This window comes from Micromonospora sp. NPDC049523, assembly GCF_040676775.1.
GTDB lineage: Bacteria > Actinomycetota > Actinomycetes > Mycobacteriales > Micromonosporaceae > Micromonospora_G.
This window is the reverse complement of record NZ_JBFAPP010000029.1, coordinates 23,414-47,558: the sequence shown is the minus strand read 5'-3', so window position 1 is coordinate 47,558 and position 24,145 is coordinate 23,414. Positions and strand designations below refer to the sequence as shown.

The 24,145-nt window shown below is 69.8% G+C and carries 23 protein-coding genes and 1 tRNA gene; 16 read left to right on the top strand and 8 right to left on the bottom strand.

What is annotated here, in order from left to right; translation table 11 throughout:
- The first annotated feature begins 70 nt into the window (after window positions 1-70).
- From AB0J90_RS31560 to AB0J90_RS31550, 3 genes are all read left to right on the top strand, one after another.
- The gene (locus AB0J90_RS31560; RefSeq protein ID WP_363602153.1) at window positions 71-1,180 is read left to right on the top strand and encodes a MoxR family ATPase; all 1,110 of its coding nucleotides are present in this window, start codon (window positions 71-73) and stop codon (window positions 1,178-1,180) included.
- Between the two features lie 77 nt (window positions 1,181-1,257).
- Window positions 1,258-2,187, top strand: coding sequence for a DUF58 domain-containing protein (locus AB0J90_RS31555; RefSeq protein ID WP_363602240.1), 930 nt, complete (start codon window positions 1,258-1,260; stop codon window positions 2,185-2,187).
- On the top strand, window positions 2,184-3,134 hold the full coding sequence (locus AB0J90_RS31550; RefSeq protein ID WP_363602151.1) for a VWA domain-containing protein: 951 nt from the start codon (window positions 2,184-2,186) through the stop codon (window positions 3,132-3,134). The genes AB0J90_RS31555 and AB0J90_RS31550 overlap by 4 nt, the downstream gene beginning before the upstream one ends.
- 497 nt (window positions 3,135-3,631) lie before the next feature.
- Here AB0J90_RS31550 and AB0J90_RS31545 read toward each other — a convergent pair whose 3' ends face one another.
- From AB0J90_RS31545 to AB0J90_RS31530, 4 genes are all read right to left on the bottom strand, one after another.
- Complete coding sequence (locus AB0J90_RS31545; RefSeq protein ID WP_363602149.1) at window positions 3,632-4,771, bottom strand: acyltransferase; 1,140 nt, start codon at window positions 4,769-4,771, stop codon at window positions 3,632-3,634.
- The gene (locus tag AB0J90_RS31540) at window positions 4,768-5,727 is read right to left on the bottom strand and encodes an alpha/beta hydrolase (protein WP_363602147.1); all 960 of its coding nucleotides are present in this window, start codon (window positions 5,725-5,727) and stop codon (window positions 4,768-4,770) included. The genes AB0J90_RS31545 and AB0J90_RS31540 overlap by 4 nt, the downstream gene beginning before the upstream one ends.
- 119 nt (window positions 5,728-5,846) lie before the next feature.
- Complete coding sequence (locus AB0J90_RS31535; RefSeq protein ID WP_326557008.1) at window positions 5,847-6,509, bottom strand: response regulator transcription factor; 663 nt, start codon at window positions 6,507-6,509, stop codon at window positions 5,847-5,849.
- Window positions 6,506-7,753: a histidine kinase gene (locus tag AB0J90_RS31530; protein WP_363602145.1), complete on the bottom strand. Its 1,248-nt coding sequence runs from the start codon at window positions 7,751-7,753 to the stop codon at window positions 6,506-6,508. The genes AB0J90_RS31535 and AB0J90_RS31530 overlap by 4 nt, the downstream gene beginning before the upstream one ends.
- Window positions 7,754-8,024: 271 nt before the next feature.
- On the opposite strand from AB0J90_RS31530, the gene AB0J90_RS31525 reads away from it, so the two are divergent.
- From AB0J90_RS31525 to AB0J90_RS31510, 4 genes are all read left to right on the top strand, one after another.
- Window positions 8,025-8,726 (top strand): beta-ketoacyl-ACP reductase, encoded by a 702-nt coding sequence (locus AB0J90_RS31525; protein ID WP_363602143.1) that lies wholly within the window; start codon window positions 8,025-8,027, stop codon window positions 8,724-8,726.
- A 62-nt stretch (window positions 8,727-8,788) separates the two neighbouring features.
- Window positions 8,789-9,556: an enoyl-ACP reductase FabI gene (gene fabI, locus AB0J90_RS31520; protein WP_363602141.1), complete on the top strand. Its 768-nt coding sequence runs from the start codon at window positions 8,789-8,791 to the stop codon at window positions 9,554-9,556.
- An 87-nt stretch (window positions 9,557-9,643) separates the two neighbouring features.
- A complete protein-coding gene (locus AB0J90_RS31515; RefSeq protein ID WP_363602140.1) occupies window positions 9,644-10,672 on the top strand; it encodes a ferrochelatase in 1,029 nt (342 codons plus the stop codon).
- Between the two features lie 48 nt (window positions 10,673-10,720).
- Window positions 10,721-11,500 (top strand): HAD-IIA family hydrolase, encoded by a 780-nt coding sequence (locus AB0J90_RS31510; protein ID WP_326557013.1) that lies wholly within the window; start codon window positions 10,721-10,723, stop codon window positions 11,498-11,500.
- 22 nt (window positions 11,501-11,522) lie between these two features.
- Here AB0J90_RS31510 and AB0J90_RS31505 read toward each other — a convergent pair whose 3' ends face one another.
- Entirely contained in the window at window positions 11,523-12,314 is a 792-nt protein-coding gene (locus AB0J90_RS31505) for a hypothetical protein (RefSeq protein WP_363602138.1), read from the bottom strand.
- Window positions 12,315-12,412: 98 nt separating this feature from the next.
- On the opposite strand from AB0J90_RS31505, the gene AB0J90_RS31500 reads away from it, so the two are divergent.
- Both AB0J90_RS31500 and AB0J90_RS31495 read left to right on the top strand, forming a co-directional pair.
- A complete protein-coding gene (locus AB0J90_RS31500) occupies window positions 12,413-13,228 on the top strand; it encodes a DUF3097 domain-containing protein (RefSeq protein WP_363602136.1) in 816 nt (271 codons plus the stop codon).
- Between the two features lie 105 nt (window positions 13,229-13,333).
- Window positions 13,334-14,170, top strand: coding sequence for a type II CAAX endopeptidase family protein (locus AB0J90_RS31495; protein ID WP_363602134.1), 837 nt, complete (start codon window positions 13,334-13,336; stop codon window positions 14,168-14,170).
- A 40-nt stretch (window positions 14,171-14,210) separates the two neighbouring features.
- On the opposite strand, the gene AB0J90_RS31490 is transcribed toward AB0J90_RS31495, so the two are convergent.
- Window positions 14,211-15,536 carry a serine hydrolase domain-containing protein gene (locus tag AB0J90_RS31490; protein ID WP_363602132.1) on the bottom strand — a complete coding sequence of 442 codons (1,326 nt, stop codon included), beginning with the start codon at window positions 15,534-15,536 and terminating at the stop codon, window positions 14,211-14,213.
- 141 nt (window positions 15,537-15,677) lie between these two features.
- Here AB0J90_RS31490 and AB0J90_RS31485 point away from each other — a divergent pair, with 141 nt between their 5' ends.
- The 3 genes from AB0J90_RS31485 to AB0J90_RS31475 all read left to right on the top strand — a co-directional run bounded on the left by AB0J90_RS31485 (window position 15,678) and on the right by AB0J90_RS31475 (window position 18,316).
- Window positions 15,678-16,148 carry an NfeD family protein gene (locus AB0J90_RS31485; RefSeq protein WP_363602130.1) on the top strand — a complete coding sequence of 157 codons (471 nt, stop codon included), beginning with the start codon at window positions 15,678-15,680 and terminating at the stop codon, window positions 16,146-16,148.
- Between the two features lie 5 nt (window positions 16,149-16,153).
- Window positions 16,154-17,278: an SPFH domain-containing protein gene (locus AB0J90_RS31480; protein WP_363602128.1), complete on the top strand. Its 1,125-nt coding sequence runs from the start codon at window positions 16,154-16,156 to the stop codon at window positions 17,276-17,278.
- A gap of 243 nt (window positions 17,279-17,521) precedes the next feature.
- On the top strand, window positions 17,522-18,316 hold the full coding sequence (locus AB0J90_RS31475) for a hypothetical protein (protein WP_363602126.1): 795 nt from the start codon (window positions 17,522-17,524) through the stop codon (window positions 18,314-18,316).
- A gap of 126 nt (window positions 18,317-18,442) precedes the next feature.
- On the opposite strand, the gene AB0J90_RS31470 is transcribed toward AB0J90_RS31475, so the two are convergent.
- Together AB0J90_RS31470 and AB0J90_RS31465 are read right to left on the bottom strand one after the other, a co-directional pair.
- Entirely contained in the window at window positions 18,443-18,934 is a 492-nt protein-coding gene (locus AB0J90_RS31470) for an Hsp20/alpha crystallin family protein (RefSeq protein ID WP_363602124.1), read from the bottom strand.
- A 168-nt stretch (window positions 18,935-19,102) separates the two neighbouring features.
- Complete coding sequence (locus AB0J90_RS31465) at window positions 19,103-19,651, bottom strand: hypothetical protein (protein ID WP_363602122.1); 549 nt, start codon at window positions 19,649-19,651, stop codon at window positions 19,103-19,105.
- Window positions 19,652-19,774: 123 nt separating this feature from the next.
- Between AB0J90_RS31465 and AB0J90_RS31460 the strand changes: the two genes are divergently transcribed.
- The 4 genes from AB0J90_RS31460 to AB0J90_RS31445 all read left to right on the top strand — a co-directional run bounded on the left by AB0J90_RS31460 (window position 19,775) and on the right by AB0J90_RS31445 (window position 24,031).
- Window positions 19,775-19,848, top strand: a tRNA-Met gene (locus tag AB0J90_RS31460).
- Window positions 19,849-20,910: 1,062 nt separating this feature from the next.
- Complete coding sequence (locus AB0J90_RS31455; RefSeq protein WP_363602120.1) at window positions 20,911-22,308, top strand: hypothetical protein; 1,398 nt, start codon at window positions 20,911-20,913, stop codon at window positions 22,306-22,308.
- On the top strand, window positions 22,305-23,279 hold the full coding sequence (locus AB0J90_RS31450; RefSeq protein ID WP_363602118.1) for a hypothetical protein: 975 nt from the start codon (window positions 22,305-22,307) through the stop codon (window positions 23,277-23,279). Before AB0J90_RS31455 ends, AB0J90_RS31450 begins: the two co-directional genes overlap by 4 nt.
- Window positions 23,280-23,782: 503 nt before the next feature.
- Window positions 23,783-24,031, top strand: coding sequence for a hypothetical protein (locus AB0J90_RS31445; RefSeq protein WP_363602116.1), 249 nt, complete (start codon window positions 23,783-23,785; stop codon window positions 24,029-24,031).
- Window positions 24,032-24,145: the final 114 nt, after the last annotated feature.

Genomic DNA, 24,145 nt, shown 5'->3' with positions numbered 1-24,145 from the left:
GACGTGCGAGGCTTGGTGCGGCAGTCCCTCGCCGAACTTTTCGATCACGCGACCCCGCTGTGGAGGACCGGTGGCCCAGCCGACCACGCCCGATGCCCCGACACCGACCGATTCCGCCAACGGCGGCCCCGCCAAGGGCACTACCCCGGCGGAGGATGCGACCCTGCTCGAACGCGCGTTGTTCGAGGTCAAGCGGGTGATCGTGGGTCAGGACCGGATGGTGGAGCGGATGTTCGTCGCCCTGCTCGCCCGCGGGCACTGCCTCCTGGAGGGAGTGCCCGGGGTGGCCAAGACCCTGGCGGTGGAGACCCTCGCCAAGGTCGTCGGCGGCACCTTCTCCCGGGTCCAGTTCACTCCGGACCTGGTGCCGGCGGACATCGTCGGCACCCGGATCTACCGGCAGTCGAGCGAGAAGTTCGACGTCGAACTCGGCCCGGTGTTCGTCAACTTCCTGCTCGCCGACGAGATCAACCGGGCGCCGGCCAAGGTGCAGTCGGCGCTGCTGGAGGTGATGTCCGAGCAGCAGGTCTCGATCGGCGGGCAGACCCACCAGGTGCCGAACCCGTTCCTGGTCATGGCCACCCAGAACCCGATCGAGCAGGAGGGGGTCTACCCGCTGCCCGAGGCGCAGCGCGACCGGTTCCTGATGAAGATCCTGGTGGGTTACCCGACCGACGCCGAGGAACGCGAGATCGTCTACCGGATGGGGGTCAGCCCGCCGGAGCCGGTGGCGGTGTTCAGCCCGACCGAACTGATCGCCCTGCAACGCAAGGCCGACCAGGTGTTCGTGCACAACGCGCTGGTCGACTACACCGTACGGCTGGTGCTGGCCACGCGTACCCCGGCGGAGCACGGGATGCCCGACGTGGCGCAGCTCATCCAGTACGGCGCCAGCCCCCGCGCCTCGCTCGGCATCGTCCGGGCCACCCGGGCACTGGCCCTGCTGCGCGGGCGGGACTACGCGCTGCCGCAGGACGTGCAGGACATCGCCCCGGACATCCTGCGCCACCGGCTGGTGCTCAGTTATGACGCGCTCGCCGACGACGTACCCGCCGACCACATCGTCGGCCGGGTGATGTCCACCATCCCGCTGCCCTCGGTCACCCCCCGGCAGAACGCCGCCCCGGTGCCGCCCACTTCCGCGCAACCGGCCGGTGCCTGGCCCGGACGGCTGCCGTGACGCCTGCCGCCGCCGGACCGGCGACGTCGGGAGCGGGATCGGCGGCAGCGGCGGCCACCTCGGTACGGGCGGAGGCGGTGCTCTCCCGGCTGCAACTGTTGGTCACCCGCAAACTCGACGGCCTGTTGCAGGGCGACTACGTCGGGCTGCTGCCGGGGCCGGGCAGCGAGGCGGGGGAGTCCCGGGAGTACCGCCCGGGTGACGACGTACGCCGGATGGACTGGCCGGTGACGGCCCGGACCACGCTGCCGCACGTGCGCCGTACGGTGGCCGACCGGGAACTGGAGACCTGGCTGGCGGTGGACCTGTCGGCCAGCCTCGACTTCGGCACCGGGCAGTGGCTCAAGCGGGACCTGGTCGTCGCGGCGGTGGCCGCGGTCGCGCACCTGACCGTACGCGGCGGGAACCGGATCGGCGCCGTCGTCGGCACCGGTGGTGTCGGCGGGACCACCCGTCCGGTCGCCGGCCGGACCGGGCCCCCCACCTTGTCGAACGTGCTGCGGCTGCCCGCCCGGCCGGGACGCAAGGAGGCGCAGGGCCTGCTCCGGGCGATCGCGCACACCGAGATCAAACCGGGTCGTAGCGACCTCGGTGCCCTGGTCGACATGCTCAACCGGCCGCCGCGCCGCCGTGGTGTGGCGGTGGTCATCTCGGACTTCCTGTCGCCGCCGGAACAGTGGGGCCGGCCGGTACGCAAGCTCGCCGTACGGCACGACGTGCTGGCGATCGAGGTGGTGGACCCGCGCGAACTGGAGTTGCCCGACGTCGGGGTGCTCGCGCTGGTCGACCCGGAAACCGGCGAACTGCACGAGGTGCAGACGGCCGATCCCCGACTGCGGCGTCGGTACGCCGAAGCCGCGTCGGCCCAACGGGCGGCGATCGCCCACCAGCTGCGCGCCGCCGGGGCGGCGCACCTGCGGCTGCGGACCGACTCAGACTGGCTGCTGGACATGGTGCGTTTCGTCGCCGCGCAGCGGCACGCACGTACCAGGGGGACGACTCGATGATCCGTTTCTTGCAACCGTTGTGGCTGTTGGCGTTGCTGCCGGTGCTCGCCGTCGCCGGGGCGTACGTGTGGCGGCAGCTACGCCGCCGCGAGTACGCGGTCCGGTTCACCAACGTGGACCTGCTGCGTACGCTGGCGCCGAAGGGACTGGGCTGGCGCCGGCATGCCGCAGCGAGCGCGTTCCTGCTCAGCCTGGCGATCCTGGCGACCGCGATGGCGCGGCCGTCGATCGACACCGAGGAGCCGCTCGAACGGGCCACGGTCATGCTCGCCATCGACGTGTCGCTGTCGATGGAGGCCGACGACGTGGCGCCGAACCGGTTGGAGGCGGCGCAGGAGGCGGCAAAGCAGTTCGTCGCCGAGCTGCCGCCGTCGTACAACCTGGGGTTGGTGGCGTTCGCGAAGTCGGCGAACGTGCTGGTGCCGCCGTCGAAGGATCGTCCGGCGGTGACCCAGGCGATCGACGGGCTGGTGCTGGCCGAGGCGACCGCGACCGGTGAGGCGGTTTTCACCTCCCTGGAGGCGATCCGCTCGGTGCCGGCCGACGGGGCCCAGGGCATCCCGCCGGCCCGGATCGTGTTGCTCTCCGACGGTTTCCGGACCTCGGGGCGGTCGGTGGAGGAGGCGGCCGCGGCGGCGCAGGCGGCGAACGTACCGGTTTCCACCATCGCCTTCGGCACCGACTCGGGTCAGGTCGACATCGGTGGGCAGGTCCAGCGGGTGCCGGTGGACCGGATGGCGCTGGCCCAGCTCGCGGAGACCACCCGGGGTTTCTTCTACGAGGCCGCGTCGGTGACCGAGCTGAAGCAGGTCTACCAGGACATGGGTTCGTCGATCGGGTTCCGGACCGAACCTCGCGAGGTCACCCAGTGGTACGCCGGATTCGCCCTGCTCTTCGCGCTCTGTGCGGCGGCGATGAGTCTGCTGTGGACGTCCCGGCTGCCCTGACGACGGTGGTCCCTGCCGGGCCGGCCGACCGTATCCGGTTGGCTGGCCCGTCAGGGAGTTCCGCTGACCAGGACAAACAGGACCAAGACCCACATAGCGGCAAGGGTGAAGCCCAGCGGGGCAACAAAACGGTGCATGGTTGACTCTCCGGTGGCGGCTCAGACGGCCCGCGCCGGCAAGACCGGGCCGGCAGGGGCCTGAGGGAAAGGACGCACACACGAAGTCGTGACCGGGCGGCTCCACGCATCCCCGGCGCACGACGCGGCGGGGATCACACCACACTGCGTCCACCGCCGGCCGAGCCAGGGTGGACGGGGTTGGTGCGAGAAGCGGGGCTGGGTCAGTTCACCGGCCGAGTCGTGGCTCAGCGGGACTGACGAGCGGCCCGGCCACGACTAGGAGGATCGCTACTTCGCACAGCGATCACCTCCACCTGTCGAACCGGACCGGAACGCAACGATCGTACACCCGCCCCGCGCTGGGACGAATTCCGCCGATCATCCGGTCCGTACCCTGCTGAACGGCCCGTCCGTCCGAGCCGCCGACCGGCGCGGACGGGCGACCAGTAGCGCCAGAACCGTGGCGAACAGCGGCAGCCAGGCCAACCGGGCGAGCACCCAGAGCCCATCGTCCGGGGCGGTGTGCAGACCGGCCAGGGCGGTGCCGCCGGACAGCCGGACACCGAGCACGGTCACCGTCACCAGCGCCGTCTGGTGCCACAGGTACACCGACGTCGCCACGCCGTTGACGGCCAGGACCGGCGCCCAGCACCGGGGCCGATCGAGCAGCCGGGCCAATCCCGGCCGGATCAGCAGCGCGCAGCCGATCTGGGCGAGCGCGAGGCAGACCGTGAACAGCGACGGCGGGTCGAGGTTGGACCGACCGGCGCCCGGCACACCGACCGCGCTCGCCGGGTACCCCGCCACCAGGACCAGCGCCGCCATCGCGGTCACCCCGCCGACGACCAACCGGATTCCGGTCCGCCGATCGCGCGGCTCCCCGTCGGCCAGCGCCACCCCGATGGCGTACGGCACCAGCCACGCCCCGACCACCCCCAGCGGCACCACCCAGCCCGGTACGCCACCGGGGCGCACCCGCCCGGCCACGTCGACCGCCGCGACCAGTACGACCGCCGGCAGCACCACGGCGAGCACGCCCCAACGCCGCAGTGCCCCGCGCAGTGGTCGGGTGAGCAGCACCAGCGCGGCGAACGGCAGCAGGAACCAGAGCGGGCTGACCACCAGCGTCGCCACGGTCCGCAGCGTCGCCAGCGGAACACCGCCCAGCACCGCGACCGCCAGTACGGCCACCCAACAGCCGAGCAGCGCACCGACCGGCCCGACCAACCGTCCCAGCCGCCGCCCGTACCAGAGTCGGTAACCGCCGCCGTTCGCCTGGTGTCGATGCCGGGACGAGTCGAGGGAGCGGGCCGAGGCGTAGCCGCCGGTGAAGAAGAACAGGCCGAGGGTCTGGAGCAGCCAGGTGACCGGCACCAGCGCCGGCATCGAGGCCAGTGGACTGGCCTGGGTCAGCGTCCCCGCAGGCGTCAGCACCAGCGCGGTCACCAGCCAGTGGCCGAGCACCACCCCGCCGATCGCGTACGCCCGCAGCCCGTCGATGCCCCGGTCCCGGCTCACCGCGACACCTCCGCCCGGCGGCCGAGCGTGACCAGGGCGATCGCCCGTATCGTGCCGGTGCCGGGGGCCAGGTAGCCGTCATGCCCGGTCACCCCGTCCACCGGCAGGCTCACGGCGCCGAACGCCGGATCGGCCGGCCGGGTGCCGTGGCCGAGGCCGAACAGTCGTACCTGCGGGATGCGATGGATCCAGTCGGTCGGTGCCTCGGCCGCCCACACCCGCGCCGGGGTGCGCAGATCGTCCACCCGATCGGCACCCATGCCGACCCCGCCGACCGTCACCAGGTCGGTGACCTGGGCCGGCAGGCGGGGCGCGGCCAGGCCCAGCACCACCGCGCCGTAGCTGTGCCCGACCAGCGTGATCGTCGCCGCCGGACGGCGCGCCGCCAGCAACTCGGTCAGCGCGGTCAGCCTCGCCGCACCGACGCGCGCACTGCTCTCCCGTACGGCGGCCCAGCCCAGCCCGTTCGGCGGGTCGTACCCGAGCCAGGCGAGCACCGCCGACCGAGCGCGGGGGTCGTCGGCGCGCAGTTGGTCGTACAGGTGACGGGCCTGGATCGCGGGGGCACGGCGGGCGACCCCGCCCAACCCCCGGTCGAAGTCGCGCAGCGTGGTGTCCACCCCCGGCACCAGCAGCACGATCCGGTCGGCGGTGGCCAGGTCGCCGAGCACCTCGACCGCGAGACCGTCGCCGCGCGGGTCGAAGGCCAGGAAGTGGCGTCCGGCGTCGACCCATCCCGCGTACGGCGCACCCGCCGCCCGCATCGCCGAGGCCACCACCGGGTACGCCTCGACGAACCCGCCGACCACTGCCTGCGTCCCGGCTGCCCGCGTCCCGGCTGCCGAAGCCGGTGGCGGGCCGAGCAGTGCCGGTGGCGGGCCGAGCAGTCCCAGCCCGAGCAGCAGCACCACCGACCCGCGCAGCGGTAGCCGTCGTATCGTCGCCCGTCGCGTCATCGCGAATCCCCGTCCGGTCGTCGCCGACCCGGATCGGTCGGCGTGGACCGGAAGAATGCGGGCTCGGCCACCGCGTCCGCGTCACTCCACGGAGCCGTTCGCGGCGTACCGCCACGGTGCTACTCGCCGGCAGCGACCAGGCCGGACTCGTACGCGACGACCACCGCCTGGGCGCGGTCGCGCAGCCCCAGCTTGGCCAGGATCCGGCCGACGTGGGTCTTGACCGTCTGCTCCGCCACCACCAGGTCGGTGGCGATCTCGCCGTTCGAGCGGCCGCGCGCGATCAGCCGGAGCACCTCGGTCTCCCGTGCGGTGAGCGCGGCCAGCGAGGTCGGCCGGGGCCGGTCCGGTGCGGGACGGGCGGCGAACTCGGCGATCAGCCGGCGGGTCACCGCCGGGGCGAGCAGGGCGTCACCGGCGGCGACCACCCGGACCGCGTGCACCAGTTCGGCTGCCGGCGCGTCCTTGAGCAGGAAGCCGCTGGCACCGGCGCGGAGTGCCTCGAAGACGTAGTCGTCCAGGTCGAACGTGGTCAGGATGAGCACCCGTGGGCGGTCGGCGGCCCGGTCGCCGAGCAGTTGGCGGGTCGCGGCCAACCCGTCGAGCACCGGCATCCGTACGTCCATCAGCACCACGTCCGGGTCGAGCCGGCGGGCGGCGCTGACCGCCTCGGCGCCGTTGGCGGCGTCGCCGACCACCAGCAGGTCGGGCTGGGCGGCGAGCAGGGCGCCGAAGCCCTGCCGGACCATCGCCTGGTCGTCGGCGATCAGCACCCGGATCATCGGGCTTCCCCCTCGGTGGTGTCGTACGGCAGCACGGCGGTCACGGTGAAGCCGTCCGGGGTCGGCCCGGCGGTGAACGTACCGCCGAGCAGGCGGGCCCGTTCCCGCATCCCGACCAGCCCGTGTCCGGCCGGTGGGTCGGTCGGGCCGGGCGTACCGCCGATGTTGTCGACGCGTACCCGGAGGTCCCGCGCGCCCGGTGCCAGGGTGACCCGGACCGGCGCGCCCGGGGCGTGCCGGGCGGCGTTGGCCAGCGCCTCCTGGACGATCCGGTACGCGGCCAGCCCGACCGCCTCCGGCGGCTCCGGGGCACCGGCCGGCGGGCTGCCCCGCTCCAGGCTCACCGTCATGCCGGCCCGCCCGGCGGTGTCGACCAGCTCCGGCAGGTCGTCGAGTCCCGGCTGCGGTGCGGTCTGTGGGGCGCCGGACTCGCTGCGCAGCACGCCGAGCAGTCGCCGCATGTCGGTCAGCGCGCTGCGGGCCGAGGCGGCGATCGCGGTGAACTCGGCCCGCGCCGGCTCCGGCAGCGGGTCGAGCCGGTACGGCGCCGTCTCCGCCTGCACCGCGATCATCGACATGTGGTGGGCGACCACGTCGTGCATCTCCCGGGCGATCCTGGTGCGTTCCTCCAGCACCGCCCGCCGCGCCTGGGCCAGCTCGCTGAGTTCGGCCTGCTCGGCCAGGGCCTGCTGGCTCATCCTGCGCCGCCGGACCTGGTCGCCGACGACGAGCACGGCGACCACGAGCACCACCACCCCGTACGCGTTCGCCCGTTCGTCCACGGTCGCGAAGACCGGGACCAGGGTGAGCAGACCGGCCCAGGCGGCGACCCCGGTCGGGACCCGGGAGGCGAGCACGACGAGCACGAACAGGAAGCCGAAGATCTGGACCGGGTTCCACGGCCAGGGTTCGTTCGCGGTGGCGTCGACGGTGCCGAGGAAGAGCAGCGGGTAGGCGATCCGCCAGGCCCAGAGTGGTCGGCGGGGCGCCAGCGCCACCGGCAGCGTCGATCCGACGGCCAGCCCGATCGCGTACGGGCCGGGCAGGTCACGGGTGTCGATCAGGTACCCGATGGCGGCGAAGGTGAGGCCGGTCAGCGCCAGCACGGCGACCGGGATCAGGACTCTCCGCAGCCGTGCCCACCTTCGCGGCGGTGTGCCCGGCCGGTCCCGCTGGTCCGGGCCGACGAGCAGCCGACGCAGGTCCCCCAGTGCGACGTGGACCGGATCGGCGGGTTGTTCCATCCCCGCAACGGTACGGCGCGGGCTCCGACCGGTCGTCACGCTCGGGTGCGATCCTGCTCGTCGTACCCAGGTATGACGGGCCGGGTCGGGTCGGTGGGCGAACCGGGTCGGTGGTCGGGGCGGTGTGGCGTGGCCCGTGCTGACCTGGCCCGCGTTACTGCTTACCTACCGGTAGCGCCTAATCTCCAACCCGCAACACCCGTACCGGAAGCAAGATCGTGCACCACCCGTACGTAGAGCAGCTCCGTACGCAGAGCAAGGGGGAGAGACCATGGCCCGCACCGTGCTGGTGACCGGGGGCAACCGCGGCATCGGTTTGGCCATCGCGCAGGCGTTCGCCAAGCAGGGCGACCGGGTGGCCGTCACCTACCGGGGCACGCCTCCGGCCGACTTCTTCGGTGTCCAGTGCGACGTCACCGACTCCGCCGCCGTCGATGCCGCCTTCACCGCGGTGGAGGCCGAGTTCGGCCCGGTCGAGGTGCTGGTCGCCAACGCCGGCATCACCAAGGACACGCTGCTGATGCGGATGTCCGAGGAGCAGTTCACCGACGTGGTCGACACCAACCTGACCGGCGCGTTCCGGGTCGCGAAGCGGGCGGCCACCAAGATGGTCCGGGCCCGCTGGGGCCGCATGATCTTCATTTCGTCGGTGACCGGCCTCTCCGGCAACCCCGGCCAGGTCAACTACGCGGCGAGCAAGGCCGGGCTGGTCGGCGTCGCCCGTTCCATCACCCGCGAGCTGGGCAGCCGTAACATCACCGCGAACGTGGTCGCCCCCGGTTTCGTCGACACCGACATGACCGCCGACCTGTCCGAGGACCTCAAGGAGGCGTTCCGCAAGTCGGTCCCGGCCGGCCGGTTCGCCTCCCCGGACGAGGTCGCCGGCGTGGTCACCTGGCTGGCCAGCGACGCCGCCGGGTACGTCACCGGCGCGGTCATCCCGGTCGACGGCGGCCTCGGCATGGGTCACTGAGCCGGACGCGACCACCCGCACGGTGCTCAACAACAAGCAGACAACCTTTGGAGGAGCTACACGTGTCTGGACTCCTGGCCGGTAAGCGGCTGCTCGTCACCGGTGTCATCACCGACCAGTCGATCGCCTTCTCGGTGGCGAAGCTCGCCCAGGAGAACGGCGCGACCGTCGTCCTCACCGGGTTCGGGCGGCTCTCGCTGGTCGAGCGGATCGCCAAGCGGCTGCCCGCGCCCGCGCCGGTGATCGAGTTGGACGTGACGAACAGCGAGCAGTTGGCCGGGCTCGCCGACCGGGTACGCGAGCACGTCGACGGGCTGGACGGCGTGGTGCACTCGGTCGGCTTCGCGCCGGCGAGCTGCCTCGGTGGCGGCTTCCTCGACGCCCCGTGGGAGGACGTGGCCACCGCGCTGCACGTCTCCACGTATTCGTACAAGTCGCTGGCGATGGCGGCGCTGCCGCTGATGTCGTCCGGCGGCTCGGTGGTCGGGCTCACCTTCGACGCCACCAAGGCCTGGCCGGTCTACGACTGGATGGGCGTGGCCAAGGCCGGGCTGGAGTCCGCCTCCCGCTACCTGGCGCTGCACCTGGGCCGCAAGGGGATCCGCAGCAACCTGGTCTCGGCCGGTCCGCTGCGCACCATGGCGGCGAAGTCGATCCCCGGCTTCGAGCAGTTCGAGGAGGCCTGGGCCGACCGCGCGCCGCTGGGTTGGGACCTGACCGACCAGGAGCCGGCCGCGCGGGCCTGCCTCGCGCTGCTCTCCGACTGGTTCCCCGCCACCACCGGCGAGATCGTGCACGTCGACGGCGGGTACCACGCCCTCGGCGCCTGACGCGTCCGGTAGGGCCCCGGGTAACCGCGCTCGCCCCGGCCCGGGGTCCTGCCACGCCGCGAGCGTGGCCGCGCAAGAATATGTTTCATGGCGTACGAGGCACTGCTGCTGGTCGGATTCGGCGGCCCGGAACGGCCCGACGACGTGTTGCCGTTCCTGGCGAACGTGACCCGGGGACGCGGCGTCCCGCCGGAACGGCTGGCCGAGGTCGCGGAGCACTACCAGCACTTCGGTGGTGTCTCCCCGATCAACCAGCAGAACCGTGACCTGCTCGCGGCGATCCGGGCCGACTTCGCCGCGAACGGGGTCGACCTGCCGGTCTACTGGGGCAACCGGAACTGGCATCCGCTGCTCGCCGACACCGTGGCCGAGATGCGCGCCGACGGGATCGGCACCGCCCTCGCCTTCGTCACCAGCGCCTACGGCGGCTACTCCTCCTGCCGGCAGTACCAGGAGGACCTGGTCGCCGCCCGCTCGGCGGTCGGGCCGGAGGCGCCGATGATCGACAAGCTGCGCCAGTTCTGGGACCACCCCGGCTTCGTCGAGCCGCACGCCGACGCGGTCCGGGCCGCGCTGGCCACGCTCGACCCGGCCCAACGGGCCACGACCCGGCTGGTCTTCACCGCCCACTCGGTGCCGACCGCGATGGCCGCCGCCGCCGGACCCCAGGGCGGGCGGTACGTGGCACAGCTACGCGAGACCGCCGAGCTGGTCGCCGCGGCGGCCGCCCCCGACCTGGCGTACGACCTGGTGTGGCAGAGCCGATCCGGCCCGCCGCACGTGCCGTGGCTGGAGCCGGACGTCAACGACCACCTGGCGGTGCTCGCGGACGACGGGGTCACCTCGGTCGTGGTCAGCCCGATCGGGTTCGTCTCCGACCACCTGGAGGTGGTGTGGGACCTGGACACCGAGGCGGCGGCCACGGCCAAGCAGCTCGGGCTGGGCTACGCGCGGGCGGCCACTCCCGGCACCGATCCCCGGTTCGTCGCCATGGTGCGGGAGCTGGTCATCGAGCGGGTTAACCCGCCGGATACGTCGCCGCGACGTCGCCTGGGTACGCTCCCGGTCTGGGACACCTGCCCGGCGGGCTGCTGTGTGCCGGCCCGGCGCCCCTGACCACCGGGTCGGGACCGCGGGCGGGACGAGGCGTAGCGAGGGGACGGCATGAGGGATCGGAAGCCCGTGCAGAGCTGGCTCACCGACATGGACGGCGTGCTGGTGCACGAGGGACAACCGGTACCGGGTGCGCCCGAGTTCATCAACCGGCTGCGCTCGTCCGGCAAGCCGTTCCTGGTGCTGACCAACAACTCCATCTACACCCCTCGGGATCTCCAGGCCCGGTTGGCCCGGATGGGCTTCGAGGTGCCGGAGCAGGCAATCTGGACGGCCGCGCTGGCCACCGCGCAGTTCCTCGCCGACCAGCGCCCGGGCGGCACCGCGTACGTGATCGGCGAGGCGGGGCTGACCACGGCCATGCACGCGGTCGGTTACATCCTCACCGACTTCGCCCCGGACTACGTGGTGCTGGGGGAGACCCGCACGTACAGCTTCGAGGCGATCACCAAGGCGGTTCGGCTGATCGAGGCCGGGGCCCGGTTCATCTGTACGAACCCGGACGTGACCGGACCGTCGAACGAGGGTCTGCTGCCGGCCGCGGGTTCGGTCGCGGCGATGATCTCGAAGGCGACCGGGGTGGAGCCGTACTTCGTCGGCAAGCCCAATCCGATGATGATGCGGTCGGCGCTGAACACCATCAACGCGCATTCCGAGTCCACCGCGATGATCGGTGACCGGATGGACACCGACATCCTCTGTGGACTGGAGGCCGGGCTGGAGACGATCCTGGTACTGACCGGGATCAGTACCAAGATCGAGGCGGAGCGTTACCCGTACCGACCGTCGCGGATCATCAACTCCGTAGTCGACCTGATGGACGAGATCTGACCGGGCGCCCGGGTCGGATCGGTCAGGCGGCCAGTGGGGCGTTGCAGGCGGCCACCAGGGCCCGCCGGCAGGCCACCGTCAGTGGACGCAACGCCGCGTCGCGCTGCTGCGCCTCGTAGCCGTTGACCGCACCCCCCGGTGCGACGTGCTCGGCCAGCGCCAACACCTGGTCGAGCACGCTGGCCCGGGCGAACAGCCGGCGGGCCCGCGGGTCGAAGCCCGGTGGCAGGTCGGTGCCGCCGTCCGGTCGGCGCAACGCGGCCAGCGCACCCGCCAACTCGGGTCGCCAGTGCGCGACGTCGAGGCGGGTCAGCGCCGCGGTCGCCTCGGCCAGCGCGGTGGACAGGTCGGCCTCGGCCTCGGCCGGACCGGGGTTGCCGAGAGCCGCGGTGGCCGCGGTCTCCGGCAGCGGGTAGACCCGCCACAGCACGGTTTCGAAGGTCACCCCGGAGCCGGAGGTGTGCATCCGCACCTCCGGGATCAGCCCCAGCGGGCCGGCGACCACCGCCTCGCCCGCCACCAGTGCCGCACCCGCGAACGGTCCGGGGCCGGGCAGGCCGCGCGGATCGCCGGGTGCGGGCAGCACCAGCCGGATCTCGTCCGGGGAGAGCTTCGACAGGGTGGGCAGGGCGTCGGCGAGCGGCACGTCGGTCCAGGTGCCGGGAGCGTCGGCGACGAGATGTTCCTCGTCACCGGCCACCTCGTCGGCGACCTCGTCATACGGCACCAGCCCGGCGCGCCATGCGCGTACCCAGGCCACGAACCGGCTCGACCGGCGCGGCGCAAGGGTCGCCGCGCCCGTTGCGGGGGACATGCAGGCAAGGGTACGTGTTCGGTGCGGCCCTGTCTCGGCCCCCGGCCCGGCGGCGCGTCTGCGTCACCGATCACCCGAATCGGGTTAGCGTCGCCGGCATGGGGAGGATGTACGGCAAGGACGTGCTCGCCGGTGACTGGCGGCGACGCAAGACGGTGCCGGAGGTGGACGCCGAGCCGGACCTGGTGGTGGAGGACGCCGACTCGGGGTTCTGTGGCGCCGTGGTCGGTTTCGAGTCCGGTGCGGTGGTGCTGGAGGACCGGCGCGGCCGGCGGCGCAACTTTCCGCTGCTGCCGGCGGCGTTCCTGCTCGACGGTTCGCCGGTCACGTTGCGCCGACCGGCGCCTGCCAAGGCCCCGGCCGTGCGCCAGCGCACCGCTTCCGGTTCGGTCGCCGTCGCCGGGGTACGCGCCCAGGTGGCCAAGGCCAGCCGGATCTGGGTCGAGGGGATCCACGACGCGGCCCTGGTGGAACGGATCTGGGGCGACGACCTGCGGATCGAGGGTGTGGTGGTGGAGCCCCTCGACGGCATCGACGAACTGGCCGCGCACGTACGCGACTTCGGGCCTTCCCCGCAGCGCCGGCTCGGGGTGCTGGTGGACCACCTGGTCGCCGGCTCGAAGGAGAGCCGGATCGTGGCCGGGGTGACCTCCCCGCACGTGCTGGTCACCGGGCATCCGTACGTCGACGTGTGGCAGGCGGTGAAGCCGGCGAAGCTGGGCATCCGGGCGTGGCCGGTGGTGCCGCCGGGGCAGCCGTGGAAGGAGGGCGTCTGCGCGGCGCTCGGGGTGGCCGAGCCGGCGGAGATGTGGCGGCTGATCCTGTCGCGGGTGTCGAGCTTCCACGACGTGGAGACGCCGCTGATCAACGCGGTAGAACGGTTGATCGACTTCGTCACCGTGCCGCAGGACTGATTCGCCGGACCGTCCCCCGGGACCGAATCGGGATCCTCACTGCCTAGACCCGTGGGCCGAATCGGGATCCTCACTGCCTTGACACCTGGGCCGAGACTGATGGCCATGCATGCGGGGGGAGTGGGGGAGCGGCGAGTCGGCCTCGGCTGGCGGGTGCTGATCGTGTTCACCGCCGGGCTGCTGATCTGGCGATCCGTCTACGGCGTGGCCGAGTGGATCTTCGGATCGGGGTACGACCGTGCCGGTCACGTGTTCCGGGCGGTCGCGATCACAGCGCTGGTCGTACCGGTGGTGGTGCTGGCCCGCCGGTTCCTGGACCGGCGCCCGTGGGCTGGGCTGGGACTTGCCCCGCCGTCGCAGGGCTGGCGGCCGTTGCTGGTCGGCGCCGCCGCGTACCTCGTCGCGCTGCCGATCGGCCTGGCGGTGGTCCTCGGGCTCGACTGGGCGGCGCTGAGCGTGCACGCGCCCGCCGGCAGGGTGATCGGATCCGCGGCCGGGCTGCTGCTGCTCGTTTTCCTCTACGAGGCGCTGCCCGAGGAGCTGATCTTCCGTGGTTACCTCTACCGAAACCTGGTGACCGTGCTGCCGGCGTGGCTGGCGGTGTGTGCGCAGGCGGTCCTGTTCAGCCTCTTCGGGCTGGCGCTCGGGGCCGACGTCGGGCGGGCGGTGATCTTCCTCGGGTTCGGTTTCGTGCTCGGCATGATCCGGATGGTGATCGGCAGCCTGTGGGCACCGATCGGCTTCCACCTGGTGTTCCAGACCTGCGCGCAGCTCGTCGGCCCCGACTGGGACCTGGTGACGGTCACCAACCGGGACACGCTGGAGATCGCCGCGTTCGGTGCCATCCCGATCGGCCTCGGCGCGGTGGCCATCCGCCTGCTGCACCGGCACCCGGCGGTCGACCAGACCGCCCGCGAACCGGACCCGGCCCCGCTCGGCTGAGCCGAACAGACACGGCCGAGCGGGCCGAGCCGGCACGCGATCAGTCGAGCCGGTCCGGATCGCGGGTGAAGACGAAGGTCGCGATGTCCAGCGCCCGGACCGCACCGGCCGGGTTCCGGCGTACGGCCAGGATCTCGCCGTCGTTCATCCCGGAGCTGCCCCGCCAGTGGTCGGCGTCGACCCGGCCGAACCGCCACGGCGCCATCCCGAGCGGCCGAAGCAGGGAGAACACCAGCTCCTCCGCCTCGCCGTCCCAGGACGCCTCGAACTCGCGACCCATCCACCACCAGCGGCCGGTCAGCTCGGCCACCGCCGGCTCGGGCGGTCCGGCGGCGGCACGCCATGGCTTGACCGGTTCGGGTTCGTGGTCGAGCACCTCGGTCAGCAGCTGACGCGTGGTGGCGCCGATCGAGCCGCTGCGGAAGCCGTACGCGTTGGCGAAGGTGACCACGCCGGTCCGCGACCGGCGGTGCACCGCCAGACCGGCGACGTAGCCGGGCATCGAACCGCCGTGACCCACGTAGACCCGTTCGCCGCTGCGGTAGAGCTCCAGGCCGAGCCCGTGCCCGGAGGTCCACGACTCGGGGTCGCCGATCGCCACCGGAACGCACATCTCGGTCAGCGTCTCCGGTGCGAGCAGGGCCGGGTCCGGGTCGGCCAGGAAGGCCGCCCACCGGGCCAGGTCGGGCACGCTGGCCCAGAGCTGCCCGGCCGGCGCCATCGCACCGGTGTCCGTACGGGGTTCCTCGCGCAGCGTGCCATGCCACGGGTGGACCAGGTAGCCACGGGCGAACGGCTCCTGCGCCTGGTACGACGTGCGGGTCATCCCCAGCGGCCCGAGCAGCCGTTCCTGGACCAGCTCCCACCACGACTGCCCGGTGAGCCGCTCCAGTACGCCGCCCAGCAACCCGTACGCCAGGTTCGAGTAGTGGTAGGTGCGGTGCGGCGGGTGGGCGAGCTTGGCCGGGGTGAGTCCGGCGAGCAGCGTGGAGAGGTCGACGCCCTCGGCCCGTTCCCACCAGCCGTCGCCGTCGGGCTCGCGTTGCAGGCCGCTGGCGTGCCCGAGCAGTTGCCGCAGGGTGACCCGGCCGACGGGGGTGTCGGGCAGGTGCCGGTCCAGCGGGTCGTCGAGGTCCAGCCGACCCTCGTCGCGCAGCCGGAGCACCAGCGAGGCGGTCATGGTCTTGGTGATCGAGCCGATCCGGAACTGGGTGGTCGGGTCCGGTGGCGGTTCACCGGCGCTGCTGACGTGGGTGAGCACGCCGTCGCGGACCACCCCGGCGACGAGCGTCGGCACCGCCGCGTCCGCCTGGGTACGGGTCACCAGCGTGTCGAGGCGTCGGGTGGTCTCCAGCAGCAATGCCATGATCATCGGCTCCCTGGGTCGACGCCGGACGGCGACCGGGGCAGGGCCGGACGGCGACCGGGTGAGGCAAGCGGTGATCCTACCGGCCCGGACGATCTTCGGCAGTCGTCGCGACGTGCGCGGCCGTGACAGGATTCAATGGTGGAACCCCTGCTGTGGATCATCCTGGGCGTCGGGTTGCTGGTGGCCGAGATCTTCACCACGACGCTCTTCCTCCTCATGTTCGGCATCGCCGCGCTAGCCACCGCCGGCGTCGCGGCCATCGGTGCGCCGGTGGCGGTACAGGTGCTCGTCTTCGCCGTGGTGTCGGCGCTGAGCGTGGTCGCGGTCCGGCCGGTGATCAGGCGACACCGACGATCGGCCCTGGAGAGCGGCGAGACGCCGTTCGGGGTCGAGGCGATCGAGGGATCCGAGGCCCTGGTGCTGGAGCAGGTGGACACCAACCACGGCGTGGTCAGGATCGACGGCGAGATCTGGACCGCCCGCTCCTACGACGTCACCCAGGTGTTCCAACCCGGAGAACGGGTTCGGGTGATCGAGCTCAAAGGTGTCACCGCCATGGTCTGGCGGGATGATTCATCTACCGAAGCAACACCAGAAACGAAAAGGTGAGCGGTATGGATGTGGCGATAGCGGTGCTGTTCGCCGCCGTGGCTCTGCTCGTCGTGATCACGTTCGCCAAGGCGGTACGGATCGTGCCGCAGCAGCGGCAGGACGTGGTCGAACGGCTCGGAAAATACAAGCGCACCCTGAACCCGGGACTCAACCTGCTGGTGCCGTTCATCGACGCGGTACGCACCAAGGTCGACATGCGCGAGCAGGTGGTCAGCTTCCCGCCCCAGCCGGTGATCACCTCGGACAACCTGGTCGTCTCGATCGACACGGTGCTCTACTTCAAGGTGGTCGACTCGGTCCGGGCGACGTACGAGATCTCCAACTTCCTCCAGGCGATCGAGCAGCTCACCGTCACCACCCTGCGTAACGTCATCGGTTCGCTCGACCTGGAGCGGGCGCTGACCAGCCGCGAGGAGATCAACCGGCACCTGTCCGGGGTGCTGGACGAGACCACCGGCCGGTGGGGCATCAAGGTCACCCGGGTGGAGATCAAGGCGATCGAGCCGCCGGCGAGCATCCGCGACTCGATGGAGAAGCAGATGCGCGCCGAGCGGGACCGCCGTGCCGCGATCCTGAACGCCGAGGGGCAGAAGCAGTCCCAGATCCTCACCGCCGAGGGTGAGAAGCAGGCCGCCGTACTGCGCGCCGACGGTAACCGGCAGGCCCAGATCCTCCAGGCCGAGGGGCAGGCCAAGGCCATCCGTACCGTCTTCTCGGCGATCCACCAGTCGAACCCGAGCCAGAAGGTGCTCGCCTACCAGTACCTGCAGGCGCTGCCACAGATCGCGAACGGGCAGGCCAGCAAGATCTGGGTCGTACCGGCCGAGCTGACCAAGGCGCTCGAAGGGCTCGGCGGGGCGCTCGGCGGACTGGCCCAGGCTGCCGGTGACGTACCCACGCCGGAGGCGGAGAGCGACGCGAGCGCCGTCGAGCGCGAGGCCGCCGAGGCGGCCCGGGCCGCCGCCGCAGCCGCCCAGGAGGTGCACGACCAGGTACGCGCCGCCGAGGCACAGGTGAGCTCCCGACCGACCGTCCAGCCGCAGGGGCTGCCCGCCCCGGAGCCGGTCCCGCCGACCAGCCTGCTCGGTGACACGACCGCCAGCCAGGAGCCCAACGACCGGGCCTGACCGCTCGCGCCGCACGACCCGAACCGCCCCGGTCACCTGACCGGGGCGGTTCGTTTAAGCCCAGCCGGGTACGAACCCGGCGCGCTCGGCAAACGAGTGCCGCGGAAAACGGCGAAGCCACGCGCCACGGCTCGCGGGTTTGTCACGATCGGGCTGGAGCCGTGGCCGGCGATCGAGTTCGGGTCGCCGGAGTCGGATCGGTTCCTCGGTGCGACCGTCCCGGCGAGTGGAGCGAGGTGACGCATGAGCCACCCGATGAAGCCCAAGCGACCGGTGACAGGGCCGTCGACCGTACGCCGGTCACCGGCCCGGCCGACCAGGCCGGCCGGCGGGTTCGACCTGCTTCCCTTCTTCGAGGAGGGTGCCGAGCCCCAACCCGCCACCGACACCACCTGGGCGTGGTCGTTGCGCAAGTTCGCCCGCGGGGCGGTGTGGATCCTGCCCGGATCCGCCGTCCTGTACGGCATCGTCACCCTCGTCGGCGACGGCGCCGCGCCGGCCTCGGCCGACGGCCACTCGTTCGTGCTGGTGCTGTGGGTGATCGCGACCCTACTGAGCGTGCTGGGACTGATGGCGATCACGGGGCTGCTGGTGACCGCACGCAGCCGGGGCACCGCGACCGCCGGTCTGCTGGTGGCTCTCGCCGGCGCGATGCTGATGCTGCCGTTCGCCGGGCTGCCCGAGGAAACATCGCTGTACGGCGGCACCGGACGCGCACTGGCCCTGGTGGGCGCGAGCTTCTACACCCTGGGCTGGGTGCTGTCCGGCTGGGCGGTGCTGCACTCGGGTGTGTTCAGCTACTCCGACGGCTGGTTGCTGATGTTCGCCGCACCCATGGTCGGCGTCGGCGGAATGGCGATCGGGCTGCTCCAGACGCTCGGCGCGCTCCTGGTGCTGGCCGCCGGAATCGGGATCGCCTGGCGCGCCGGGCGACTGGTGCCCGCGGTCGGTCGGCCCCGACTCGTGGAGGCGATGGCCGACGGCGCCGAAGCGGTCGCCGCGAAGGTCGCCTCCGGCAGCCAACTCGCCGGCCCGTAACCGGCGCTCCGGTCCGGGCCGACCATCCATTCTCGACAAGCGGGCGGGCCCGGCCACCATTGGTGGCCGGGCCCGTTCTCGTTCCCGTCGGTCATGGCCTGCCCCTGCCTGCCGGCGTCCCCCGGTTCAGGCGTCGGGCTGGTCGGCCGGTGCCTCGGTGGAGCCGACCGCCGCGGTGGCGGCCGTGACCGCGATCCGCTGCGGTCCGGTTCCGGCGTACGCGCCGGCCACCCGGACGCTCAGCACACCCGCGTCGTACGACGCGCTGACCGCGTCGGCCGTCACGTGGGTGGGCAGGGTGAACGATCGGCGGAACGAGCCGTAGCGCAGCTCACGCAGGCTCCGGCTGCCCTGCTCATCGGCCCGCTCGTCGCGGCGCTCGCCGCTGACGACCAGCAGGCCACGGTCGACCTCGACCGAGACGTCGTTGGCGATGTCCAGTCCGGGCAGCTCGACGCGGACCAGTGCGTCGTCCCCGTCCCGGCTGATCTCGGCGGCCGGGGTGAAACGTGCCGACTGGCTGGTCGGCCGCGTCGCCACCGGGCCGAAGGTGTTCCGGACCAGGGCGTCGAACTCCGCGAACGGGTCGCGCCGGGTCCACAGCGAGAGAGTGCTCATCGGTTTCTCCTCGGGTGCCACTGGGCCGGTCCGTTTCGACCGGCATCCGGTGTAACTTGAGTCGACCCGACTCAATTCCCGTCCGTGGCGTCGGTCACGGTCCCTCCATCGTGGCCGGACGCTCACCCGCCGCCGCGGCACGATGACACCCAGTGGGTACGGCGACACCTAGTCGGTACGCAGCATCGGCTCGTACGTGCCGTGCTCGCTCACCGGCAGGTAGGCGTGATTGGCGGCAGCCGCGTGCAGCCGTTCGAGCAGACCGTCCGGTGGCGGCAGGTGCAGGGCGTCGCGCAACCGCGCCCGCTGCGCGTCGAGATCCGGGCACTCCTCCCGGATCTCCCGATCGGCCTGATCGAGCCAGGCCCGCAGGGCGGCGCCTCCATCGGTGCCGTACGGCACCGTCAGCGCGTCGTGCAGGCTCGGCAGTTCGATCGCGACGGACAGGGCGTCGGCCAACCCGATCGCGACCAGCCCACCCTCGCCCTCCGATCCGGCGTACACCACCGGCCGCTCCTCGCCCCCGCTGCCGGCGAACAGGTACGCCCCTCCGGACGCGTCCCCGGCGAACATCTCCAACGTCTCCCCGCTCGCCAGCCGGACCGGCTCCACCGGCCCCTGCTCGATGCGGGAAAAGTCAAGGTCGCACAGGGTGGCCAGCAGTTCGGCGAGCCAAGGTGTGGTGGCTATCAATGTCAGGCGCTCGATGTCCGGCATTCCGGGACCGTACAACCGTCGCCCGGACCGCTCGCGATTGGACCCTCGGGCTCCTCCGTACCTGCCCAGGGGCAGGCCGATGCGGGGTTTGCGGCACGGGTGCGCTAGTGTTCAGTCCAGCGACGCGGGGTGGAGCAGCTCGGTAGCTCGCTGGGCTCATAACCCAGAGGTCGCAGGTTCAAATCCTGTCCCCGCTACAACTGGAACACCAGGTCAGAGCCCGTTCCCGATTTTCTGGGGGCGGGCTCTTGATCTCTGTTCCGGGCACAGTCCGGGCACACGAAACACCACGAGGCGACACGGGATAGCGGACTGTCGATTCTTCGCTGTATCGGTCATCCGTTGGATGTCGAACCTCCTCTATGTAGGGGAAGTTTGTGTTTCGCCCAGTGGCAGCCTTCGACGGACCGGGCGAGGATCGCAACCAGGTAGTCATGGGTGCCGCGCCGGATCCGGTCGGCGACTGCGCCCGGTCCCCGGACCGGGCGAGGGTTAGCAACGTCGGTGAGCCGATCGCCGTGCTACCGGTGCTGTTCCAGTGCTCATCGGCCCTACGAGGGTTAGTCGCTCACCGGCACGTTGGTGGCCACACCATCAGGGGTGGTCATGTTCCAGGTGGCCTCGGCGCCCCGCCGAACGGGTCGTCATGAGCAATGTCGTCGTCCCAGAATCCGTAGCGCCACGCGTGGACGTTGATGACCGCATCGGGTTCAGAGGTTGCATGATGCAACATCAAGCCCTAACGCTCCAAGCTGCTCGCCGCGACCGCTCGAATGCCCAGCTCCATCGCATCGCCAGTGATCTCCGTGGCCGAGATGTGTTTGCAGGCATGCCGTTGACGATGGTCATCTCGCCGAGGGAGACAACCCGGCAGGCAAGGTCGCCAAGCCGCGACGTCTGCCCAGCACCCGCCACGCGGTGCAGGACACCCGACTCGCCGAGATGAATCAGGTCGCTGCGACTACCCGTGACGATCCAGCCTTGGATTGCCTGATCTTGCGGCTGCACACAGAGACAGCCTGTCGCCGGGGTGGCACGCTGGCCTTGCGGGCAGCGGACCTGGACGCGGATCAGTGCCTTATCCGGCTTCACGAGAAGGGAGACACGGTGCGCTGGCATCCAGTGTCGCCGACCTTGATGCGGCACTTGCTCCAGCACATGGAGGAGCGGCCGGCCTCGCCGACGACACCACTGCTGCGTTTACCGCAACGGTAGGCGGCTCTGCAAACTGTCGCCGCGACCGCGTAACATTCGTCCACATGGAAGACGTGCCGCCATCACACGCGAAAGTAACAGCTCCTGGGCCTCCAGAGTTCGAGTTGCATTCATTAGGGTGGCGTGCCTTCCAGGACCTTGTCGGCGTGATCATGCGCGAGGTTTTCGGACAGTCTTTCCACGTCTTCGCCGACTCGAACGATGCGGGCCGCGACGGTGCGTACTGGGGAACTTGGCGCGGCAACGACTCCGCCATTGGGGATGTTCCCGAAGGCCCGTTTGTGGTCCAGGTCAAGCACGTAAATCGGCGCGACATTACGTTGACGTTAGCACACGTAGCTGACGACCTCGTAAAGGTTACCGGATTGGTTGCTAGAGGTGTTTGCTCGACTTACATCCTGGTGACCAATGCGCGCGTGACGGGCAGTATGGATGAGAAGATTCGCACTGAACTACGTCGCCAAGGCGTAAAGCATCCCTTGATTTTGAGCGGTATTTGGATTTGTCAAACAATTGCCCAGAATCACATGCTTCGTATGTACGTACCTCGCATATATGGGTTGGGCGACCTGTCGCAGATTCTGGATCAACGCGCCTACGAACAAAGCGAATCGCTGCTTGGTTACCTTAAAAATGACTTGGCGACGTTTGTCATAACCGACGCCTATCGGCAGGCCATGGATGCAGTCTACAAGCGGGGCTTTGTATTGCTTCTAGGTGAACCTGCCGTCGGAAAATCGGTGATCGCGGCAACGCTTGCGATGGCCGCTCTGGATGCCTGGGATTGCGTGACAATCAGAGCAGATACGGCCGGCGAGTTGATCGATCACTGGAATCCGCATCAACCGAACCAGTTCTTTTGGGTAGACGATGCCTTCGGTGCCGTGCGCCACGAGCAGGGCTTGACCGATGAATGGGTGCGCAAAATGCCGAAGGTGATGGCGGCAATTCGGAGGGGCGCGAAGGTGGTGCTGACCTCGCGCGACTACATCTACCGCGATGCGCGTCGCCTAATAAAGGAGTATGCGCATCCGATACTCCGGGATAATCAAGTGATTGTTGATGTCGGCCGACTGACTCCAGTAGAACGACGTCAGATTCTGTATAACCACTTGAGGTTGGGGGATCAGGATCTATCCTTCAAAACTTCAGTAAAGCGTTTTCTGGAAGGAGCAGCGGATGTGGAGCCCTTTAGGCCCGAGGCCGCCAGAAGGCTGGGGCATCGAGCGTTTACTCGTGAACTTGATGGCAATCCACGCTTGATCGGCACTTTTATGAGTCGGCCGATATCGTTTCTTGCGGAGGTGTTCGGTCAACTCTCCATGGAACAGCGGTGTGCTCTTGCGATTGGTACGCCTCGAAAGGACTCACTTTCCCGCCGCCACCGAAAAACCTGGCTCCGGACGACGTATCTCACCGACTCATCGATCGGTTTGGCATGAACGTCGGTGCTGTAGGTGATGCCCTTACCGTGCTAGACAACACATTTCTTCGATACTCAGCCATGCCTGGCGGGAGTCCAATTCCGGCGTGGTCGTTTCGGCATCCAACGCTGCGTGAGGGATTCGCAGCATTTATTGCGTCAGACCTCAACCTTACAGAAATCCTGTGTAGTGGTCTTGAAGACAATCAATTGCTCACCCAACTTGACTGCGGCAGTACAGAGGCGCGAGGTGTTCTGATATCGATACCAAGTGCTCTGTATCCAGAGGTTGCCCAACGAATCTTCGCAATGCGGCCCACCTATGAGTCGGCTGGCCGAGACTGGAGCGAATACCATCGCGCCAAGACATCCTGGTATGCGTTTTTTACGCAGCGGTGCGGCAGAACCTTTCTTCAGGAATACCTGACCGTTGATCCCGCACTACCTAGTCGTCTTCTAGAATTTGTCTCGCATCTCGGACCCTTTGATGAGCCTTCGGTGCTTGCTCACTTACACAGAAATGGTCTGCTTGCCGAGTCAATTCGGATTATAGCCGTGAAAAGGGTATCGGAGTTGGCAGTCGAGACTCCGGATGCGGGGTGGATCAAACTCCCGGAATGGTCGATTCTGATGACGTCAGAGGAGCGAAATCTACTCCTCGCGTCCGTGCGGAACGAACTGCTGCCCGAGCTGGTTGATGTGGTGTGGAACTGGGGTTCGAATCGGCCCAGTAAGGAAGATCCTGAAGGATGGTATGAGCCGCTTGTTGAAACACTCAAGGAGTACGCCGACGCTTTAGGTGACGATACTGCGGCTAGGCGTCTGATTGATGACGCCCTCGACGCTATTGACCGCGCCAAAGAGAATGACTGGTCAGAATACGATGAGGAGCCGCTTCCTTACCGGAAGAAATCCTGGCATTCGTCCCAGGTGCAACTGCGGCAAGGTCTGGGTACCCGAAGTATTTTCGACGACGTCGACGGGGACTAAACGCCGGTGGGTGGCGGGTCGAACATTTCGACCGAATGTGGAAATCAACGTCGAACCCGCCGGTCAGGCCCTGGCCAGGCCCACTGTGCGGGGCGGATGTCCTCCTCCGAAACGTCCTCGCGCAGCGCGGCTCGTCGAGGTACTCGTCCGGCAACTCTATCCTGAGGAATTCGGCCTGTCGACGGAGGTTGCCGGACAGAGCAGCTCTCTGCAGGTCGCGTAGCTGTTTTACGCCCCAGCCGTAGCGCTTCCTTGCCTCGTTCTCGAAGGTGAGGCTGATGGGACCGGAGCCCAGGCCTGTACCGCTCGGGAACCCGGTTCTGGCTTCTGGCGTGTGGTTTTGTGCGGTTCGGTCAGGTGGCTGCGGGGCATGGCGGCGTGCATGTTCCTGTTTTTGGGTACCTGATCTTGTGTCGGATCCTGCGGCTGGTGGTTCAATGCCTGCGCAGGGAGCAGTCCAAGGACGTCGAGATGGATTGGCCCGGGTCTACGTGCGGGTCCTGATGGAGATCGTGACCCGGCGGGTACACATCCTCGACGCCACCATGAACCCAACGGGGGAGTGGGTTACCCAGCAGGCGCGGAATCTGCTGATGGACCTCGGAGATCGACTCGCCCAGTTTCGGTTCTTGATCCGGGATCGTGACAGCAAGTACACCGCCGCGTTCGACGAGGTCTTCACCGCCGAGGCCATCGAGACTCTGCGTACTCCGCCGAGGGCGCCGCGGGCGGACGCGTACGCGGAACGATAGGTACGCACGGTCCGCTGTGAGTGCCTCGACCGGATGCTGATCTACAACCAACGCCCCTACAGGGTGCCCTTGGCGAGTACGTGACGCACTACAACGACCACCGGCGCACCAAGG

What these genes read in the sequence shown, in the direction of transcription:
- AB0J90_RS31490 (WP_363602132.1), bottom strand. Translation starts at nt 15,536, where the DNA reads ATGGCATTGCTGCTGGAGACCACCCGACGCCTCGACACGCTGGTGACC.
- AB0J90_RS31495 (WP_363602134.1), top strand. Translation starts at nt 13,334, where the DNA reads ATGCATGCGGGGGGAGTGGGGGAGCGGCGAGTCGGCCTCGGCTGGCGG.
- AB0J90_RS31480 (WP_363602128.1), top strand. Translation starts at nt 16,154, where the DNA reads ATGGATGTGGCGATAGCGGTGCTGTTCGCCGCCGTGGCTCTGCTCGTC.
- AB0J90_RS31455 (WP_363602120.1), top strand. Translation starts at nt 20,911, where the DNA reads ATGGAAGACGTGCCGCCATCACACGCGAAAGTAACAGCTCCTGGGCCT.
- AB0J90_RS31450 (WP_363602118.1), top strand. Translation starts at nt 22,305, where the DNA reads ATGAACGTCGGTGCTGTAGGTGATGCCCTTACCGTGCTAGACAACACA.
- AB0J90_RS31475 (WP_363602126.1), top strand. Translation starts at nt 17,522, where the DNA reads ATGAGCCACCCGATGAAGCCCAAGCGACCGGTGACAGGGCCGTCGACC.
- AB0J90_RS31500 (WP_363602136.1), top strand. Translation starts at nt 12,413, where the DNA reads ATGGGGAGGATGTACGGCAAGGACGTGCTCGCCGGTGACTGGCGGCGA.
- AB0J90_RS31445 (WP_363602116.1), top strand. Translation starts at nt 23,783, where the DNA reads ATGGAGATCGTGACCCGGCGGGTACACATCCTCGACGCCACCATGAAC.
- AB0J90_RS31540 (WP_363602147.1), bottom strand. Translation starts at nt 5,727, where the DNA reads ATGACGCGACGGGCGACGATACGACGGCTACCGCTGCGCGGGTCGGTG.
- AB0J90_RS31470 (WP_363602124.1), bottom strand. Translation starts at nt 18,934, where the DNA reads ATGAGCACTCTCTCGCTGTGGACCCGGCGCGACCCGTTCGCGGAGTTC.
- AB0J90_RS31530 (WP_363602145.1), bottom strand. Translation starts at nt 7,753, where the DNA reads ATGGAACAACCCGCCGATCCGGTCCACGTCGCACTGGGGGACCTGCGT.
- AB0J90_RS31525 (WP_363602143.1), top strand. Translation starts at nt 8,025, where the DNA reads ATGGCCCGCACCGTGCTGGTGACCGGGGGCAACCGCGGCATCGGTTTG.
- AB0J90_RS31550 (WP_363602151.1), top strand. Translation starts at nt 2,184, where the DNA reads ATGATCCGTTTCTTGCAACCGTTGTGGCTGTTGGCGTTGCTGCCGGTG.
- AB0J90_RS31510 (WP_326557013.1), top strand. Translation starts at nt 10,721, where the DNA reads ATGAGGGATCGGAAGCCCGTGCAGAGCTGGCTCACCGACATGGACGGC.
- AB0J90_RS31465 (WP_363602122.1), bottom strand. Translation starts at nt 19,651, where the DNA reads ATGCCGGACATCGAGCGCCTGACATTGATAGCCACCACACCTTGGCTC.
- AB0J90_RS31505 (WP_363602138.1), bottom strand. Translation starts at nt 12,314, where the DNA reads ATGTCCCCCGCAACGGGCGCGGCGACCCTTGCGCCGCGCCGGTCGAGC.
- AB0J90_RS31535 (WP_326557008.1), bottom strand. Translation starts at nt 6,509, where the DNA reads ATGATCCGGGTGCTGATCGCCGACGACCAGGCGATGGTCCGGCAGGGC.
- AB0J90_RS31515 (WP_363602140.1), top strand. Translation starts at nt 9,644, where the DNA reads ATGGCGTACGAGGCACTGCTGCTGGTCGGATTCGGCGGCCCGGAACGG.